Source organism: Streptomyces sp. Je 1-369 (assembly GCF_026810505.1).
In the GTDB taxonomy this organism is placed as follows: domain Bacteria; phylum Actinomycetota; class Actinomycetes; order Streptomycetales; family Streptomycetaceae; genus Streptomyces.
In genome coordinates, this window is sequence record NZ_CP101750.1 from 2,659,544 (window position 1) to 2,674,705 (window position 15,162).

16 protein-coding genes are annotated in these 15,162 nt (G+C 71.9%); 8 read left to right on the forward strand and 8 right to left on the reverse strand.

The window, feature by feature from the left end; translation table 11 throughout:
- Position 1: 1 nt before the first annotated feature.
- Positions 2 to 646 carry a TetR/AcrR family transcriptional regulator gene (locus NOO62_RS12155; RefSeq protein ID WP_268770903.1) on the reverse strand — a complete coding sequence of 215 codons (645 nt, stop codon included), beginning with the start codon at positions 644 to 646 and terminating at the stop codon, positions 2 to 4.
- 241 nt (positions 647 to 887) lie between these two features.
- On the opposite strand from NOO62_RS12155, the gene ddaH reads away from it, so the two are divergent.
- The gene (ddaH, locus tag NOO62_RS12160) at positions 888 to 1,721 is read left to right on the forward strand and encodes a dimethylargininase (protein WP_414930807.1); all 834 of its coding nucleotides are present in this window, start codon (positions 888 to 890) and stop codon (positions 1,719 to 1,721) included.
- On the opposite strand, the gene NOO62_RS12165 is transcribed toward ddaH, so the two are convergent.
- Complete coding sequence (locus NOO62_RS12165; protein ID WP_268770904.1) at positions 1,718 to 3,730, reverse strand: glycoside hydrolase; 2,013 nt, start codon at positions 3,728 to 3,730, stop codon at positions 1,718 to 1,720. The genes ddaH and NOO62_RS12165 overlap by 4 nt on opposite strands.
- A gap of 181 nt (positions 3,731 to 3,911) precedes the next feature.
- Between NOO62_RS12165 and NOO62_RS12170 the strand changes: the two genes are divergently transcribed.
- Positions 3,912 to 4,397, forward strand: coding sequence for a hypothetical protein (locus tag NOO62_RS12170; RefSeq protein ID WP_268770905.1), 486 nt, complete (start codon positions 3,912 to 3,914; stop codon positions 4,395 to 4,397).
- A 1-nt stretch (position 4,398) separates the two neighbouring features.
- Here the strand turns inward: NOO62_RS12170 and NOO62_RS12175 are convergent, their stop codons facing one another.
- The 4 genes from NOO62_RS12175 to NOO62_RS12190 form a co-directional block, all read right to left on the reverse strand.
- On the reverse strand, positions 4,399 to 5,415 hold the full coding sequence (locus NOO62_RS12175; RefSeq protein WP_268770906.1) for a small ribosomal subunit Rsm22 family protein: 1,017 nt from the start codon (positions 5,413 to 5,415) through the stop codon (positions 4,399 to 4,401).
- Positions 5,416 to 5,689: 274 nt separating this feature from the next.
- Positions 5,690 to 6,889, reverse strand: coding sequence for a serine hydrolase domain-containing protein (locus tag NOO62_RS12180; protein ID WP_414930808.1), 1,200 nt, complete (start codon positions 6,887 to 6,889; stop codon positions 5,690 to 5,692).
- Positions 6,820 to 8,118 carry a multidrug effflux MFS transporter gene (locus NOO62_RS12185; RefSeq protein WP_268770907.1) on the reverse strand — a complete coding sequence of 433 codons (1,299 nt, stop codon included), beginning with the start codon at positions 8,116 to 8,118 and terminating at the stop codon, positions 6,820 to 6,822. The genes NOO62_RS12180 and NOO62_RS12185 overlap by 70 nt, the downstream gene beginning before the upstream one ends.
- A gap of 94 nt (positions 8,119 to 8,212) precedes the next feature.
- Positions 8,213 to 9,847 (reverse strand): alkaline phosphatase D family protein, encoded by a 1,635-nt coding sequence (locus NOO62_RS12190; RefSeq protein WP_268770908.1) that lies wholly within the window; start codon positions 9,845 to 9,847, stop codon positions 8,213 to 8,215.
- Between the two features lie 133 nt (positions 9,848 to 9,980).
- Here NOO62_RS12190 and NOO62_RS12195 point away from each other — a divergent pair, with 133 nt between their 5' ends.
- Complete coding sequence (locus tag NOO62_RS12195; RefSeq protein ID WP_268770909.1) at positions 9,981 to 10,802, forward strand: SDR family oxidoreductase; 822 nt, start codon at positions 9,981 to 9,983, stop codon at positions 10,800 to 10,802.
- Between the two features lie 147 nt (positions 10,803 to 10,949).
- Positions 10,950 to 11,420 carry a lamin tail domain-containing protein gene (locus NOO62_RS12200; protein WP_268770910.1) on the forward strand — a complete coding sequence of 157 codons (471 nt, stop codon included), beginning with the start codon at positions 10,950 to 10,952 and terminating at the stop codon, positions 11,418 to 11,420.
- Positions 11,421 to 11,541: 121 nt separating this feature from the next.
- Here the strand turns inward: NOO62_RS12200 and NOO62_RS12205 are convergent, their stop codons facing one another.
- Positions 11,542 to 11,865, reverse strand: a complete 324-nt coding sequence (locus NOO62_RS12205) for a nuclear transport factor 2 family protein (RefSeq protein ID WP_268770911.1) — start codon at positions 11,863 to 11,865, stop codon at positions 11,542 to 11,544.
- 159 nt (positions 11,866 to 12,024) lie between these two features.
- On the opposite strand from NOO62_RS12205, the gene NOO62_RS12210 reads away from it, so the two are divergent.
- The 4 genes from NOO62_RS12210 to NOO62_RS12225 are packed head-to-tail and all read left to right on the forward strand — an operon-like array spanning position 12,025 to position 14,396.
- Positions 12,025 to 12,567 carry a DoxX family protein gene (locus NOO62_RS12210; RefSeq protein ID WP_268770912.1) on the forward strand — a complete coding sequence of 181 codons (543 nt, stop codon included), beginning with the start codon at positions 12,025 to 12,027 and terminating at the stop codon, positions 12,565 to 12,567.
- Between the two features lie 21 nt (positions 12,568 to 12,588).
- Positions 12,589 to 13,038, forward strand: coding sequence for a MazG-like family protein (locus NOO62_RS12215; RefSeq protein ID WP_268770913.1), 450 nt, complete (start codon positions 12,589 to 12,591; stop codon positions 13,036 to 13,038).
- Positions 13,028 to 13,834, forward strand: a complete 807-nt coding sequence (locus tag NOO62_RS12220) for a class I SAM-dependent methyltransferase (RefSeq protein WP_268770914.1) — start codon at positions 13,028 to 13,030, stop codon at positions 13,832 to 13,834. The genes NOO62_RS12215 and NOO62_RS12220 overlap by 11 nt, the downstream gene beginning before the upstream one ends.
- 19 nt (positions 13,835 to 13,853) lie before the next feature.
- A complete protein-coding gene (locus NOO62_RS12225) occupies positions 13,854 to 14,396 on the forward strand; it encodes an MOSC domain-containing protein (RefSeq protein ID WP_268770915.1) in 543 nt (180 codons plus the stop codon).
- A gap of 77 nt (positions 14,397 to 14,473) precedes the next feature.
- Here NOO62_RS12225 and NOO62_RS12230 read toward each other — a convergent pair whose 3' ends face one another.
- A complete protein-coding gene (locus tag NOO62_RS12230) occupies positions 14,474 to 14,971 on the reverse strand; it encodes a hypothetical protein (protein ID WP_268770916.1) in 498 nt (165 codons plus the stop codon).
- Positions 14,972 to 15,162: the final 191 nt, after the last annotated feature.

Sequence of the window (15,162 nt, forward strand, 5' to 3'; positions counted from 1 at the left end):
GTCAGGAGGTCCGAGGGCGCGGGGTGATGCCGTAGAGGGCGTACTCGACGAGTGTGTCGGCGTAGGCGTGGGTGAGCGGGCCCGAGCGCATCATCCAGCGCTGGGCGAGCGGGCTGGCCCACAGTTCCAGGGCGATGCGGGGGTCGACGCCGGGGGCGACCTGGCCCGCGTCGCGGGCCTGCTCCACGCGCTTCACGTAGAGCTGGAGCTGCGGCTCCAGGAGCTTCTCGACGAATTCGGCGCCCAGCTCGGGGTTGAGCAGCCCCTCGGCGGCGAGCGCGCGGTAGGGGGCGTCGTACTTGGCGTCATTGAACTCGTCGACGGTGGCCCGCATCACGTACTTGAGATCGGCCTCCAGGTCGCCCGAGTTCGGGATCTCGGTCTGGAGCTCCGTCCGGCCCGCGTTCTCGCTCGCGGCGCGGGCGGCCTGTTCGCCGAGGTCGAGGAAGGCGTCGAGCAGGACGGCGCCCTTGGACGTCCACCAGCGGTAGATCGTCTGCTTGCCGACACCGGCGCGGGCGGCGATGGCCTCGATCGTGAGCTTGCCGTAGCCGACCTCGGTGACGAGGGCGAGGGCGGCGTCGTAGATCGCGCGGCGCGAGCGTTCGCTGCGGCGCGTGGAGTCGGGGACGGTCTTCTGGGCCATGCCGTCGAATGTAGCAGCGACCGAACCGAGACGTCCCGTCTTGACAGGACGCAGCGTCTCGTCACGGGCCATCGGTGTCGCGAGACGCGCGCAGGACGTGCTCCATGGCACGAGTGGTGCGGTGACCATCCCCGTAACCACCCGTTCGGTTCACAGCGCGGAGCCTCCTCACACCGCACTATGGGCATCAACTGCCCCACCATGGGCAGCACATGACCCTGCGGTACGTGAGGAGCCTTCTTTGTCCCGCAATCCTCGCTCTCCTCGGCGCGCCACACCCCGGCGCTATCTGATGTGCCCACCGGCACACTTCAAGGTCACCTACTCCATCAACCCCTGGATGGACCCCGCCAAACCGGTCGACGTCCCGCTCGCCATCGCCCAGTGGGAGGACCTGCGCGACCGTTACCGCTCGCTCGGCCACACCGTCGAGGAGCTCACCCCCCGGCCCGGCCTGCCGGACATGGTCTTCGCGGCGAACGGCGCGACCGTCGTCGGTGGCCGCGTGCTCGGCGCCCGCTTCGCCTACGCGGAGCGCGAGCAGGAGGCCGTGGCCCACCTGGAGTGGTTCCGCGCCCACGGCTTCACCGAGGTCCACGAACCCGTCCACATCAACGAGGGCGAGGGCGACTTCGCCGTCACCGCCTCCTACGTCCTGGCCGGACGCGGCTTCCGGGCCAGCCCGCTCTCCCACGGCGAGGCACAGGAGTGCTTCGGCCGCCCGGTCATCGGCCTCGACCTCATCGACCCCCGCTACTACCACCTGGACACCGCGCTCGCCGTCCTGGACGACGCGGCGGACGACGTCATGTACTACCCGCCCGCCTTCTCGCCCGGCAGCCGCGCGGTCCTGCGGCGGCTCTTCCCCGACGCGCTGATCGCCGAGGAGCCCGACGCCGTGGCGCTCGGGCTCAACGCCGTCTCCGACGGGCTCCACGTGCTGCTCCCGCAGGCCGCGGTGGGGCTCTTCGGGCCGCTGCGCGAGCGCGGCTACGAACCCGTCCCGATGGATCTGAGCGAGCTGCTCAAGGGCGGCGGCAGCGTGAAGTGCTGCACGCAGGAGCTGCGGAGCTAGTTCTTCCGCAGGTCGGCCGGGCAGATCCTGCGCGGCTCGTCGTCGCCCTTGAGGCGGGCGTCGACGCAGCCGCCCGGCAGCCCGGCGTGCGCCTTGGTGCCGAAGTTGGCCGTGACGGTCAGCGTGCCCCCGCCGAACACCGTGCGCTGGACCGAGTGGTCGGCGGTCAGGCGCCGGTAGGAGGTGAGGGGCTCGGTGCCCGCGGCCTTGTGCAGCGGTGCGAAGTACTTCTGGAGCGCGGCGAGTTCTGTGCCGTGCTTCTTCAGTGACGGGCCGTCGAGGACATAGTTGAGGGGGGTGTTGTAGAGCATCGCGGTCAACGCCCGGTCCTTCTTCTGCCGCGGCAGCTTCTCGTACGAGAGTTCCCAGCGCTCGGCGTTGACGAGCGAGCCGTGCAGCGCGGTCTCGTAGAGCGGTACGCGGTAGCGCGGGTCGTACATCGCCGTGGCGAGGTCGGCGGGCAGGTCGACCGGCTTGAAGAAGATGCCGGGCGCGGCCTCCGGGTAGTAGCCGCCCCACTTCTCGCGGTCCTTCTGGAGCTTCCAGAGGCCGTCGGCGACCGGGGTGCCCGCGCCGTGGTCGAAGGCGAGCGCCTGGTTCGCCCAGGCCCCGGCGGTCTCCGAGCCGAGGACGAGGCCGCCCTTGCCGTGCTCCGCGATGCGCTTCATCCGCGCGAGGCGGTTCGTGCGGTCCTTCGCCTTGGTCATGCGGTGGCCCTCGGCGTGGTCACGGAAGAGTTCGCCGGTGGCGTCCACGTCGAGGAAGTAGCTGTCGGAGCCGTTGGCGACCATGGAGCGGGTGCGGTCCGCGAGGTGGTGCTCGCGCGGTTCGGACCGCTCGAAGGCCTGGGAGCTGAGGTAGCAGCCGCGGCCGCCGAACCCGGTCTCGGGCTTGCCCTTCGCGTCGCGCACGCAGTAGTCGGGGTAGACGGTGCCGGGCCAGGCGGAGGTCGGGCTGTCGGCGCTCTTCGGGTCCTGGCCGTTGGCGAAGGAGTCGTAGGGGCCGACGAGGTACCCGGCCTTCTTGGCGGCGCTCACCGCGGCCTTGTCCATGGGGCCGGGGCCCGCGTCGTAGCCGAGCCACATCCGGTCGACGCCGAGCTTGCGGAGCTGCCGCACGCCCTCCGCCTTGCGGGCGGTGCCCCAGGTGTAGGCGTGGAAGGCGCCGAGGAGCTTCTCCGTGGCCGGGTTCTTCGCGATCTTCCGCTTCAGGCTGCCGAGGCGGCCGCGCTCGGCGAGGTAGGAGCGGTAGTCGGCGGCGGGCGCGACCGCGTTGCCGTCGGTCAGGGCGAGCGTGACGGTGTAGTCGCTGGTGCCCTCGCCGCGGTCGAAGGTGTGCTCGGCGGTGGTGCGCAGCCGCCCCTTGTCGGTGGTGAAGGCGAGATGCGTGCCGATGTCGGTGGGGGTGAGATAGCTGACGCCGGTGCGCTTGCCGAGGGAGTAGCCCCACAGGGGCAGGGTCAGGCCTTCGCTCATGTCGACTGAGCTGCTGCCGAGTTGGCCTCCTCCCGCCGTCCAGAAGGCGTCCTTGACGGGTATGTCCAGGCCTTCACCGCGGGGCAGTTGCAGGGACGACGCGGTGGCGTCGGTGCCGGTGACGGGCCAGCTGAGCCTGGTGTCGCGGTGCGCCTTCATGCTGATGGAGAGGCGGCCGTGGTCGGTGCGCGCGGTGACGTCGATGCCGCGCTCGGGGTAGCTCCAGCGGGCCCGGCCCGTGCCGGTGCGGGTCACGGGGCCCGGCTTGCCGAGGTCGGTGGCCGCGGCGTCGGAGAGGGTGAGGTCGTGTCCCGCGCGGGTGCGGGCGCGGACGGCGAGCGTGGCGGTGTCGACGACGGCGGTGCCGCCGTCGAGGGAGAGTTCGACGTCGCGGCCGTGCGGCTCCTCCGCCCCGGCGGTGAAGGCGTAGGTGGTGGCTCCGGCGGCGGCGACCGCCAGGGTGATGGACAGGGCGAGGAAACGGGTCTCCGACCGCCTGCGGGCGTGGCCGGGAGAACTGCTCTTGTTCGGCATGGAGTAGTGGATAGTCGCCGCCTCTAAGAACGTTTTAAGAACAGCGGCGGGTCGGCCACGGACAGGGGTGGTTCAGCCATCTGGCCGACTTCGTGCTAACAATACGAACGCAACACCACAACCAAAAAGTTGGGCCCACCAGGGCCCAGGGGGAAGAAGAGGTATCAGCGCAGTGAACCGCATGCGCACGTCCGCCGCTGTTCTGGCCACCGCGGGGGCGCTCACCGCCGCTCAGCTCGGCCTGGCCGGGTCCGCTTCCGCGGCGCCCAAGTCGACCGTCAAGGCATCGCCGCGCGTCGTCAACGGCTGCCCGATCGACATCGTCTACCCGAAGCGCTTCTCGTACGACCGGTACGGGAACGTGACCAACGGTGGCCTGTACTTCGGCATCAAGAGCAAGACCACGAAGAGCATCAAGAAGGTCACCTTCACGGTGACCAACACGAAGAACGTCCGCTTCAAGAAGGCGACGCCGACGGGCGGCAAGATCACCCGTCGCACGACGAAGACGGTCTCCGTCCACGACACGACCTTCAAGGGCAAGCAGAAGCTCGGCTTCAAGGTGCAGACCCGGCTGCTCAACACCCGTTCGTTCGGTGTGAAGTTCACCCTGCGCGGGTCCGGCTGGAACTGCTCGGTGAACCAGGGGACCTGGGGCCCGAGGTAGTTCACTCCGCGGACGGGGGCGGCCAGGCGTCGCCCCAGTCCGCGTCGCGCGCCGCGCGGTAGAGGGGGCCGTGGCGCTTGGTCACGGTCTCCCTGCGCAGCGCCTCCTCGGCCTCGCACAGGTCGAGGAGGACCTGGCCCTTGCGGATCTGCGGGCGGCGCACGACGCGCGAGGGCGCGGGGTCGGGGTCGAAGCGGACCGCGGCGACATAGCTGAACTTCTCGTCCTCGTACGCCAGGGAGCCGCCCTTGACCTTGCGGTGCAGGGACGACCTGCTGACCCGGGCGGAGAAGTGGCACCAGTCCGTGCCGGGCTCGATGGGGCAGGCCGCGCTGTGCGGGCAGGGCGCGGCGATCCGGTAGCCCGCGGCGATGAGCCGGTCGCGTGCCTCGATGACGCGCAGGTAGCCGTCGGGGGTGCCGGGCTCGATGACGACGACGGCCTGCTCGGCGGCGTCGGCGGCAGCGTCGACGACGGACCGCCGGTCGGCCTCCGTGAGCTCTCCCAGCACATACGACACGGTGACGAGATCAGTGCTCTCGATGGCGAGCGCCGCTCCGATACGAGAGCGCCGCCACTGGACGCCGCGCAGCTGAGGCGCGCCGCCGGCCAGTTCCCGCCCCAACGCGAGCGCGGGCTCAGCCCAGTCCAGGACCGTCACGGGCCGCTCCCCCGCCCAGGCCGCCGCGACGGCCCACGTCGCCGCGCCGGTCCCACCGCCCACATCCACGTGACTCTTCGGCGCCCACCCCTCCGGCGCCGCGTCCGCGAGCGCGCCGAGCGCGGCCCGGACGGCCTCGAACGTCGCGGGCATCCGGTACGCGGCATACGCGACGACATCCGCCCGGTCCCGCAGGATCGGCGCGTCGGTCGGGGTCCGCCCCCGATAGTTCGCGATCAGCCGCTCGACGGCCTGAGCCGCCTGCCGCGGCGGAAGACCGTCCAGAAGCCCGGCGAGGGCGGCGCGCAGGGTCTCGGCGGGAGAGGCGGCCGTGGCCTGGGGGGTGGGGGCGTTCACCCGGTGATTCTACGGGGCACGGTGCGTCTGCCCGGCTCGGGCCGTTCAGCGGGTGCGGGCCCGTCGTGGCCGCTCGCGCAGTTCCCCGCGCCCCTAAAACACCCCCGGCACCGCCGGCAGGGGCTGCCTGGGGGCGCGGGGAACTGCGCACAGCCCCGCAGGGGCTGTTTGGGGGCGCGGGGAACTGCGCGACCAGCCACCTACGGCCCGCAGCCGCCGACGCTGCCCAGCCGGGCAGACGAGCCCGCGGCACCGCCTCCGAGCAAGCGCAGCGCTACCGCCCCCGCGCCGCCCGCGCGAGCCGCGTGGCCGCCGCGGCCCGGGGCGCGTTGTCCGCGGGGCGGCGGCGCGGATGGACCGTGTTGGCGAGGAGGACCAGGAACGTGTCCGTCGACGGGTCGAGGACCAGCGACGTGCCGGTGAACCCCGTGTGGCCCGCCGCGCCGCGCCCCGCGAGCTCGCCCATGAACCACGGCTGGTCGATGCCGAAGCCGAGGCCGGACCCCGCGAGCATCAGCTCGACGAAGTCGGGGCCGAGGATGCGCGCCCTGCCGTACGACCCGCCGCACAGCAGCGTGCGGCAGAGCACCGCCAGGTCGCGCGCGGTCGAGAAGAGCCCGGCGTGCCCTGCGACGCCTCCGAGCGCCCACGCGTTCTCGTCGTGGACGGTGCCGCGCAGCATCCCACGGTCGGCCTTGGCCCAGGGCCTGCGCTGGTCCTCGGTCGCGGCCGCGTCGGGGCGCGGCCCGAACCCGGTGGCGGTCATGCCGAGCGGGCGGGTGATGCCCTCGCGGATGAGGTCGTCGAGGGGGCGGCGGGTGAGGCGCTCCAGGATGTGCTGGAGCAGCAGCATGTTCAGGTCGGAGTAGACGTAGTCGCCGGGTTCGGTGGCGGGGGCCTCGGCGCGCAGGGCGGCGAGGCGTGCCGCGGCGTCCGGGCAGTCGTACAGCGGCAGCTCGGGCCGCAGCCCGGAGGTGTGGGTGAGCAGCTGGCGCACCGTGATGCGGTGCTGAGCCGCGGCCGTGAACTCGGGAACGTACGCCCCGACGAGCGCGTCGATGCCGAGCGTGCCGCGCTCCAGCTGCTGCACGGCGGCGACCGTCGTGAAGAGCTTGGTGAGCGAGGCCAGATCGAAGGGGGTGGTGGTGCGCATCGGCACCCGCCACTCGGGGGGCAGCTCGACGCCGCGGTCGGTCGCCGGGTCGTACGAGGCGTACCGCACCGCCCACCCCGCCGCCTCCTCCGCCGCGATGACGGGCCCGCGGCCGACGAGGACGACGGCGCCCGCGCACCAGGGCCGCGGCCCGCGCGTCAGGTCGGCCACCTCGGCGACGAGGCGGCCGATCTCGTCGGGGTCGAGGCCCGCGCGGTCCGGGGTGCCGGGGCGCAGGAGTCTGGGTGCGCTCAGTGGTCCGCCTCCGTCGCGTGCGTCGTGGGTCCGTGCTGCCAGGGGCGGCACAGTCCTACGAAGCATGCGATGGCTGCCAGTGCGCAGGCCAGTTGGACGACGGCCATCGGGACGGCCGTGTCCTCGCCCGCGATGCCGACGAGCGGTGAGGCGACGGCGCCGACGAGGAAGGAGGAGGTGCCGAGCAGCGCGGACGCGGAGCCCGCGGCGTGCGGGGTGCGGATGAGGGCGAGGGACTGGGTGTTGGGCAGGGTGAGGCCCATCGACGACATGAGGACGAAGAGCCCGGCGGCGACGGGGACCAGGCCGACGTCGCCGAAGACGCCGGTGGTCATGAGCAGCAGCGCCACCGCGGCGACCGTGACCATGGCGAGGCCGACGGCGAGGACCTTGTTGAGGCTGGTGCGGCCGACGAGGAGCTTGCCGTTGATCTGGCCCGCGGCGATCAGTCCGACGGAGTTGACGCCGAAGAGGAGGCTGAAGGTCTGCGGGGAGGCGCCGTAGATCTCCTGGATGACGAAGGGCGAGGCGGAGATGTACGCGAAGAGCGCGGCGAACGCGAAGCCGCCCGCGATCATGTACCCGGCGAAGACGCGGTCGGCGAGGAGCGACTTCATGGTGCGCAGCGCCTCGACGGTGCCGCCGCTGTGCCGCTTCTCGGGGGCGAGGGTCTCGGGGAGGCGGCGCCAGACCAGCAGGGTCAGGGCGGTGCCGACGACCGTGAGGACGACGAAGATGCCGCGCCAGTCGGTGAAGCGGAGGACCTGGCCGCCGATGAGGGGCGCGGCGACGGGGGCGACGCCGGAGATCAGCATGAGGGTGGAGAAGAAGCGGGCCATCGCCACGCCGTCGTACAGGTCGCGGACGATCGCGCGGGCGATGACGATGCCGGCGGAGCCCGCGAGGCCCTGGAGCAGGCGGAAGCCGATGAGGAGTTCGGCGGTGGGTGCGAAGGCGCAGGTCGCGGTGGCTATGACGTAGACGAGCAGGCCGATGAGGAGCGGGCGGCGGCGGCCCCACTTGTCGCTCATGGGGCCGACGACGAGCTGGCCGAGTGCCATGCCCATGAGGCAGGCGGTCAGGGTGAGCTGGACGGTCGCGGCCGGGGAGCTCAGGGCGTCGGTGACCTCGGGCAGCGCCGGCAGGTACATGTCCATGGAGAGCGCGGGGACGGCGGTGAGGCCGCCGAGCACGAGGGTGACCAGGGCTCCGGTACGGCGGAGGGCGGCGGGGCCCGATGGCTCCGCCGCCTTCGTTATCGGATGGTCTTCGGTGGCCTGCCCGAGCTCAGGCATCGCGCCCCTCCCAGTCGCTGCGTTTCGCCTCTGCGGCTTCTATCGTCGCAGCTGTGGGTGGGTGGTACGGACCGGTTTCCGCTGTGCCGGGGTGCTACGCCGGGTACAGGCCCGGCTTTCCCGCCTCCGTGACGAAGGACGCCGCCGTGCTGATGGGGGCGCCCGGCTTGCTGATCATCGGGACCGTCTTGAAGTCGGCGAGCGCGGAGTCGCGGTCGAGTGTGACGGTCACGTAGCCGCGGCGGCCGTTGTAGAACTTCATGTGCGGGTTGGCCTTCGTGAGCGTCTCCCAGTTGGCCGGCTTGTCCGCGCCGTCCTTGCCGCTCGCGATGGACGTGGTGACGATTTCCGTGCCGACGTTCTTCGAGGACGGGTCGTCGAAGTCCTCCTTGATGTCGAAGGCGTAGCCGACGTGTACGTCGCCGGTGAGGACCATGAGGTTGTCGATGCCCGCGGCCTCGGCGCCCGCGAGGACCCGCTTGCGGGAGGCGCGGTAGCCGTCCCAGGCGTCCATGGAGAGCTTCGCCCGCGCGTTGAGGTCGAGCCTGCGCTCGGAGAAGGTGACCTGCTGCGGTACGACGTTCCACAGGGCGTTCGAGCGGCGCCAGCCGTCGATGAGCCAGCGCTCCTGGGTGGCGCCGGTGATGCTGCGCGCCGGGTCGTCCGACTCGGACCCCGGGACGTGGGCCTTGTCGCCGTAGGCCTGGTCGGAGCGGTACTGGCGGGTGTCCAGGATGTCGAACTGGGCGAGCCTGCCCCAGGTGAGGCGCCGGTAGAGCTGCGCGTCGGGCCCGCTCGGCAGCTGCGAGCGGCGCAGCGGCTGGTTCTCCCAGTAGGCGCGGTAGGCGGCGGCGCGGCGGAGCAGGAACTCGGCGGGCGGGTCGTCGTTCTCGGAGATGTCGTCGGCGTAGTTGTTCTCGGCCTCGTGGTCGTCCCAGGTGACGACGAAGGGGTGCGCGGCGTGTGCGGCGCGCAGGTCGGGGTCGTGCTTGTAGAGGGCATACCGCAGGCGGTAGTCCTCCAGGGTCTTCGTCTCCTTGTTGAAGTGCGCGGGCAGCGTGCGGTCGGTGTAGTCGCGGGCGCCGCCGACCGCGTTGACCGCGTACTCGTAGAGGTAGTCGCCGAGGTGGAAGACGACGTCGACATCGTCCTTGGCGAGGTGCTTGTACGCGGTGAAGTACCCGTCGTGGTACGCCTGGCAGGAGACGGCGGCGAGGGTGAGGCTGCCGGGGCGGGAGACCAGGAGGGGCGCGGTGCGGGTGCGGCCCGTCTCGCTGATCCAGCTGCCGGTCCTGAAGCGGAAGTAGTAGGTGCGGCCCGCGTGCAGGTGGTCCGCCTCCACGTGCACGGTGTGGCTGAACTCGGGGTGCGCGGTGACGGTGCCCCGTCTGGCGACGCGCCGGAAGCGGGCGTCGTGGGCGACCTCCCACTGGACGGTGACGCGCTGGCGCGGGAGGCCGCCGCCGGGCTCGTAGGGGGCGGGGGCGAGGCGGGTCCAGAGCAGGACCGAGGTGGGCTGCGGGTCGCCCGATGCGACACCGAGGGTGAAGGGGTTCTCCGCGATGCGGCGGGCGTCGAGCTCGGCGGCGCCCGCGACACCCGCGGTGGGCAGGTTGGTCGCGAAGGCGAGCGCGGCGGCGGCGCCCGTGACGGTGAGGAAACGACGGCGGCCCAGGTGCTGGGCGGCGGCCCGGATATCGGGTGCGTGCTGCTGGCCTGCGTTGGTCATGTGGCCCTCCCCTGACGATTGGTGTCAGGGGCATGGAAGTGGTGGGGGACGACGCGCGACTGTCGCGTACACAACACCCATATGGCGGGCGGATGATGTCCGCGTGGACGCCCCTCCCGTACGCTGCGGGGCCATGAACGCTGAGCGAACTGCCCCATCGAACGGGTCGGGGACCACCCCTTCCGCAGCCTCTTCCAAGGTCGCGGTGGTGACCGGAGCCGGGTCCGGAATCGGCCGCTCCGTCGCCCTCGAACTGCTCGCCGCGGGCTGGACCGTGGCGCTCGCGGGCCGCCGCACGGAGACGCTGGAGGAGACGGCCGCGCTCGCGGCGGCCGAGTCGGGCGCGCGGGACGACGCGGTCGTCTGCGTCCGCACGGACGTGTCGCGCCCCGAGGACGTGGCGGCCCTCTTCTCCCGCGTCGCCACCGACTTCGGCCGCCTGGACCTCCTCTTCAACAACGCGGGCACGTTCGGCCCCGGCGGCGTCCCGGTCGAGGAGCTCCCCTACGACGCGTGGCGCCACGTCGTCGACACCAACCTCAACGGCGCGTTCCTGTGCGCGCAGGCGGCGTTCCGCCAGATGAAGGAGCAGACCCCGCAGGGCGGTCGCATCATCAACAACGGCTCCATCTCGGCCCACGCCCCCCGTCCGAACTCGGTCGCCTACACGGCGACGAAGCACGCCCTGACCGGCCTGACGAAGTCCCTCTCCCTGGACGGCAGGCCGTACCGGATCGCGGTCGGCCAGATCGACATCGGCAACGCCGCGACCGACATGACCGAACGCATGCAGTCCGGAATCCTCCAGGCGAACGGCGAGTTGGCGAGCGAGCCGGTGATGGACGTGACGGACGTGGCCCGCACGGTACGGCACATGGCGGAACTGCCACTGGAGGCGAACATCCAGTTCGCGACGGTGCTCGCGACGAACATGCCGTACGTGGGGCGGGGCTGAGGCCGTGGGGCGGGACTGAGGCGACGGCACGGCCGGGGGTCGGCGTGAGATCTCCACAAGTGGAATAGGAAGTACCGCATCAATCCAGGTCAGTGCTCCCCTTATGCTCAGTTCCTCTCCACGAGAACTTCACACTTGGAGCACTCCTTGCGCATACGCACCACGGCCCCCGCCGTCCTCGCCGCTGCCGCCCTGTCGGTGTCGCTGCTCGCCGCGTCTCCCGCCTCGGCGGCGACGGCTCGTCACCAGGGCGGGCTGCACCTCGGCACCATCCAGTACGACAGCCCGGGCCGGGACAGCCGTTCGAACTCCTCGCTGAACGCGGAGTGGGTGAACATCCACAACAGCGGCCGCTCGGCGGTCCAGCTCAAGGGCTACAAGCTGAAGGACAACACCGGCTACACGTACACCTTCGGCAGCTACAAGATCGGCGCCGGCAAGACTGTCAAGGTCCGCACCGGCAAGGGCTCCAACGCGTCCGGCGTGCGCTACTGGGGTCGTACCAACTACGTCTGGAACAACACCGGCGACAAGGCCCGCCTGATCAAGCCGAGCGGCTCGCAGCTCGACTCCTGCTCGTGGGCGCGGACCGGCTCGGGCTCCATCAGCTGCCACTGACCACCATCAGGGGGAGGGGGAGGGCGACCGCTCCGCGGCGAGGGGCCCGCGGTTGGGGCCGCGGGAGCGACTCGCGCCGCGGAACGGTCGCCCTGCGACGGATGCAGCCGGAGCCGGTCCGTCAGGCCTGGCCCGTTTCGAAGCGGGTGATCTTTCCGTCGTCGACGGTGAAGTACCACTTCGTCCGCATCTCGCCCCACGTGTCATTGCGGTACGAGGCCGTCAGCACGCGGCCCCCGTCCGACTCCGAATCGACGTCCATGTGGCCGTTGCACGAGAAGATCTCGCGGTCCGCCCAGTCGGCGACGTCACGGTCGGTGCCGTCGTCCGCCATGGTCGCGCCGGACGCCAGCAGGGCGTCGAAGGCTGCCTTGTCGTGGGAGTTCACCGCGGTCACGAAGGCGCGGACCGTGGGGTCGGCGAGCCGGTTCACCTGGATGCTCATGGGTTCACGGTCACACCGGGCCGCGCCCGTCGCCACCGGTGCCCCGCCGGACGGGCGTCACCCGTACGGCCCCTGGGGCCGGGTGCACGGAGCCGGTCCGGTGGACGGTGGAGGCGGACGCGACCGCCACCCCGCCCAGGGGCCGAACCAGGAGTTCCCATGACCACCTGCACGTGCCTGGACCGCCGAGACCTCGGGCTGCTGCTGCTCCGCGCGGGCACCGGCGGGGTGCTCGCCGCGCACGGCGCCCAGAAACTGTTCGGCTGGTTCGGCGGAGGCGGACTCGCGGGCACCGGCGCCTTCATGGAGTCCATCGGGTACGCGCCGGGCCGCCTGAACGCCATCGTGGCGGGCGTCTGCGAGGCGGGCGGCGGCGCACTCCTCGCCCTCGGCCTCGCGACGCCCGCGGCGGGCTCGGCGGCGGCGGGCGCGATGGCCGGCGCGGCCGCCGTGCACGCGCCGAACGGCTTCTTCAGCCAGGGCGGCGGCTACGAGTACCCCGCCTTCCTCGGCATGGTCTCCGCGGCCCTCGCCGTCACAGGCCCCGGCCGCTACTCCGCCGACCACGCGCTCGGCCACTCCCTCAACCGCGCCTGGATGGTGCCCGCCGCACTCGCGGGTACGGCGGTCGGGGTGCTCGCGACGATCGGCGCCAGGAACAAGAACGTCCGCGCGGCGGCGGAGGGCGACGACGCCACCTGACCGGGCCGTAGCCTGCGGGGCATGGACGACGAGCGGACACGCACCTCAGCCGACAGCCCCGTAAGCCCCGTCAGCCCCGTCAGCCCCGTCAGCCCCGACGATCCCTGGGGTATCGTCGAGCGGCTCTGCACCTGGCTCGACGCGCATAATCAGCAGGCGCCCCAAGCAGCGCTGCTGCTCCGCATGTTGAAGCTGTCGGAAGAGGTCGGCGAAGTCGCGCAGGCGGTCATCGGCGCCACGGGGCAGAACCCGCGCAAAGGCACCACGCACAGCTGGGACGACGTGCGGGCCGAGCTCTGCGACGTCATCGTCACCGCCATGGTCGCCCTGCGCACGCTCACCCCGGACGCGGCGGCCGTCCTCGCCGACCACCTGCGCCGCGTCGACGAGCGTTCCACGGCAACGGGCGGCGCCAAAACCGCTGTTCCGCCCGGGGAACGGCAGGCTAGCGTGCCGGTCCATGACCACTGAGACCGCTGAGACCAGCGAGGACAGCGAGAACTCCAACGACGGCGATCAGCCGCCGCGCCTCACCCGCCTCACCTTCCACGGCCCCCTCTCCGAGACCCGCGCGCAGCGCATCGTCGAGCGCCTGACGGCGTCCGGGCCCCGTACCGTGCTCGATCTGGGCTGCGGATGGGGCGAGTTGCTGCTCCGCATCCTCGAAGCCGCCCCCGGGGCCACCGGCATCGGCGTCGACATCAAGGGCGAGGACCTGGACCGCGGCCGCGCCGCCGCGAAGGAGCGCGGGCTCGACGGGCGGGTCCGGTTCGTCGAGGAGACGGCGAAGGACACCGCTCGCGGCCCCGCCGACGTCGTCCTGTGTCTCGGCGCGAGCCAGGCCCTCAGCTCGGCCGCGCCCGCCCGGGCCGCCGCCGAGGCGCTCCGCGCGCTGCGCGGCCTGGTCAACCCGGGCGGTCGTGTCGTACTCGGCGAGGGCTTCTGGGAGCGCGAACCCACCGCGCGGGAGCTGGCCGGGATGTGGCCGGACGCCGACGCCGGTGATCACCTGTACCTGGGCGACCTCGTGGACGCGGCGGTCGAGGCCGGGTTCCGCCCGCTGTGGGTGGAGACCGCGGGCGTGGACGAGTGGGAGGAGTTCGAGTCGGGCTACCGTTCCGATGTCGAGGAGTGGCTGGCCGCGCACCCCGACCACCCGGAGGCCGCCGGGACCCGCGCGCGCGTGGACGCCCAGCGTGCGTCCTGGCTGCGCGGCTACCGCGGCGTGCTCGGCATCACCTATCTGACCTTGGCACCCGTGGGCTGACGCGGGTTAGGGTCGTCGCATGGGCGCCACGGTCACTGCGGTCAGCAGCAACGGAACGTACTCCTTCACCAAGCCGAACCGTGAGAGCGTCACGCTGCTCACGGGCCTCGGCGTCGAGGGCGACGTACACGCGGGTACGAAGGTGAAGCACCGTTTCCGTGTCGCGCAGAACCCCGACCAGCCGAACCTCCGCCAGGTCCACCTCATGCACGAGGAGCTCTTCGACGAGCTGGCGGAGGACGGCTTCACCGTGGCGCCGGGCGAGCTCGGCGAGAACGTCACCACGCGCGGCATCGACCTGCTCGGCCTCCCCACCGGCGCCCTCCTGCACCTCGGCGACGAGGCGGTCCTGGAGATCACCGGCCTGCGCAACCCGTGTCGCCAGATCGACGGCTTCCAGGCCGGTCTGATGAAGAGGGTCGTCGGCCGTGACGCGTCGGGGGCCGTCTTCCACAAGGCGGGCGTGATGAGCGTCGTGCGCCGGGGCGGCGAGGTCCGGCCCGGCGACGCGATCGACATCGTCCTGCCGGAGGGCCCGCACCACCCCTTGAAGACCGTCTGACGGCGCCCTCGCCGGGGCGGGCGGGCCGTAGGTTCAGAAGCGGGTCGCAAGTGGGTCAGAAGCGGGTCAGGAGCGGGTCAGAAGACGAACGGTCCCGGTGACTGCGCCGACGTCGCGTTGCACGTCACCGTGAGGCCGAAGACGACGATCTTCAAGGACTTGCCCTCCAGGCTGTCGCCCGCGGCGACGGTCCCGGTGAGCGGTCCCGTGGAGACGGCGCCACCGGCCGGGATGGCCGGGTTGGAGTTGCCGGTGAAGTCGGTCGTCCCCGTGCCGTTCTTCGCCAGCGTGAGCGTCGAGTTCACGGCGCCCGCCCCGATGTCGATCGGCGCGGTGATCGCCGAGGTCGACAGCGCGATGGTCGCGCTGGTGCCGTCCTGACTGGCGGTGAGTGTCGCCGTACCCGAGCCGTACGTTCCGCAGTCGAACGAGAGCGTGGCGCTCTGCGGTTCCACGGCGCCTGCCGCGGGCGCCATCGCGAGTGCGCCGACGGCGAGCGCGCCTGCACCGAGAGCCGTACCGATTCCTGTGCCCAGTCCTATGCCGCGACCTGTGCCGAGTCTGCTGTTCCGCATGGGGGGCCTGCCTTTGTGGGGTGGGGTGGGGGGAGCGAGGGGGGATACGCCCGCGCGGCGCCGGGCCTGCCTGTGACGGCACTTCTGACGGGTAGTCAGCAGCCCGGCTCGCCGCCCATTGAGGCACAGGGACCTTGGAGTGACAAGGCAAGGCCTCAAGATCCTTGCCATGTCACGACCAATTCCGGCCG

Excerpts from the sequence above, each read along its gene's own strand:
- NOO62_RS12155 (WP_268770903.1), bottom strand. The coding sequence starts at position 646 with ATGGCCCAGAAGACCGTCCCCGACTCCACGCGCCGCAGCGAACGCTCG.
- NOO62_RS12165 (WP_268770904.1), bottom strand. The coding sequence starts at position 3,730 with ATGCCGAACAAGAGCAGTTCTCCCGGCCACGCCCGCAGGCGGTCGGAG.
- NOO62_RS12170 (WP_268770905.1), top strand. The coding sequence starts at position 3,912 with ATGCGCACGTCCGCCGCTGTTCTGGCCACCGCGGGGGCGCTCACCGCC.
- NOO62_RS12180 (WP_414930808.1), bottom strand. The coding sequence starts at position 6,889 with ATGCTTCGTAGGACTGTGCCGCCCCTGGCAGCACGGACCCACGACGCA.
- NOO62_RS12185 (WP_268770907.1), bottom strand. The coding sequence starts at position 8,118 with ATGCCTGAGCTCGGGCAGGCCACCGAAGACCATCCGATAACGAAGGCG.
- NOO62_RS12190 (WP_268770908.1), bottom strand. The coding sequence starts at position 9,847 with ATGACCAACGCAGGCCAGCAGCACGCACCCGATATCCGGGCCGCCGCC.
- NOO62_RS12195 (WP_268770909.1), top strand. The coding sequence starts at position 9,981 with ATGAACGCTGAGCGAACTGCCCCATCGAACGGGTCGGGGACCACCCCT.
- NOO62_RS12205 (WP_268770911.1), bottom strand. The coding sequence starts at position 11,865 with ATGAGCATCCAGGTGAACCGGCTCGCCGACCCCACGGTCCGCGCCTTC.
- NOO62_RS12210 (WP_268770912.1), top strand. The coding sequence starts at position 12,025 with ATGACCACCTGCACGTGCCTGGACCGCCGAGACCTCGGGCTGCTGCTG.
- NOO62_RS12215 (WP_268770913.1), top strand. The coding sequence starts at position 12,589 with ATGGACGACGAGCGGACACGCACCTCAGCCGACAGCCCCGTAAGCCCC.
- NOO62_RS12220 (WP_268770914.1), top strand. The coding sequence starts at position 13,028 with ATGACCACTGAGACCGCTGAGACCAGCGAGGACAGCGAGAACTCCAAC.
- NOO62_RS12225 (WP_268770915.1), top strand. The coding sequence starts at position 13,854 with ATGGGCGCCACGGTCACTGCGGTCAGCAGCAACGGAACGTACTCCTTC.
- NOO62_RS12230 (WP_268770916.1), bottom strand. The coding sequence starts at position 14,971 with ATGCGGAACAGCAGACTCGGCACAGGTCGCGGCATAGGACTGGGCACA.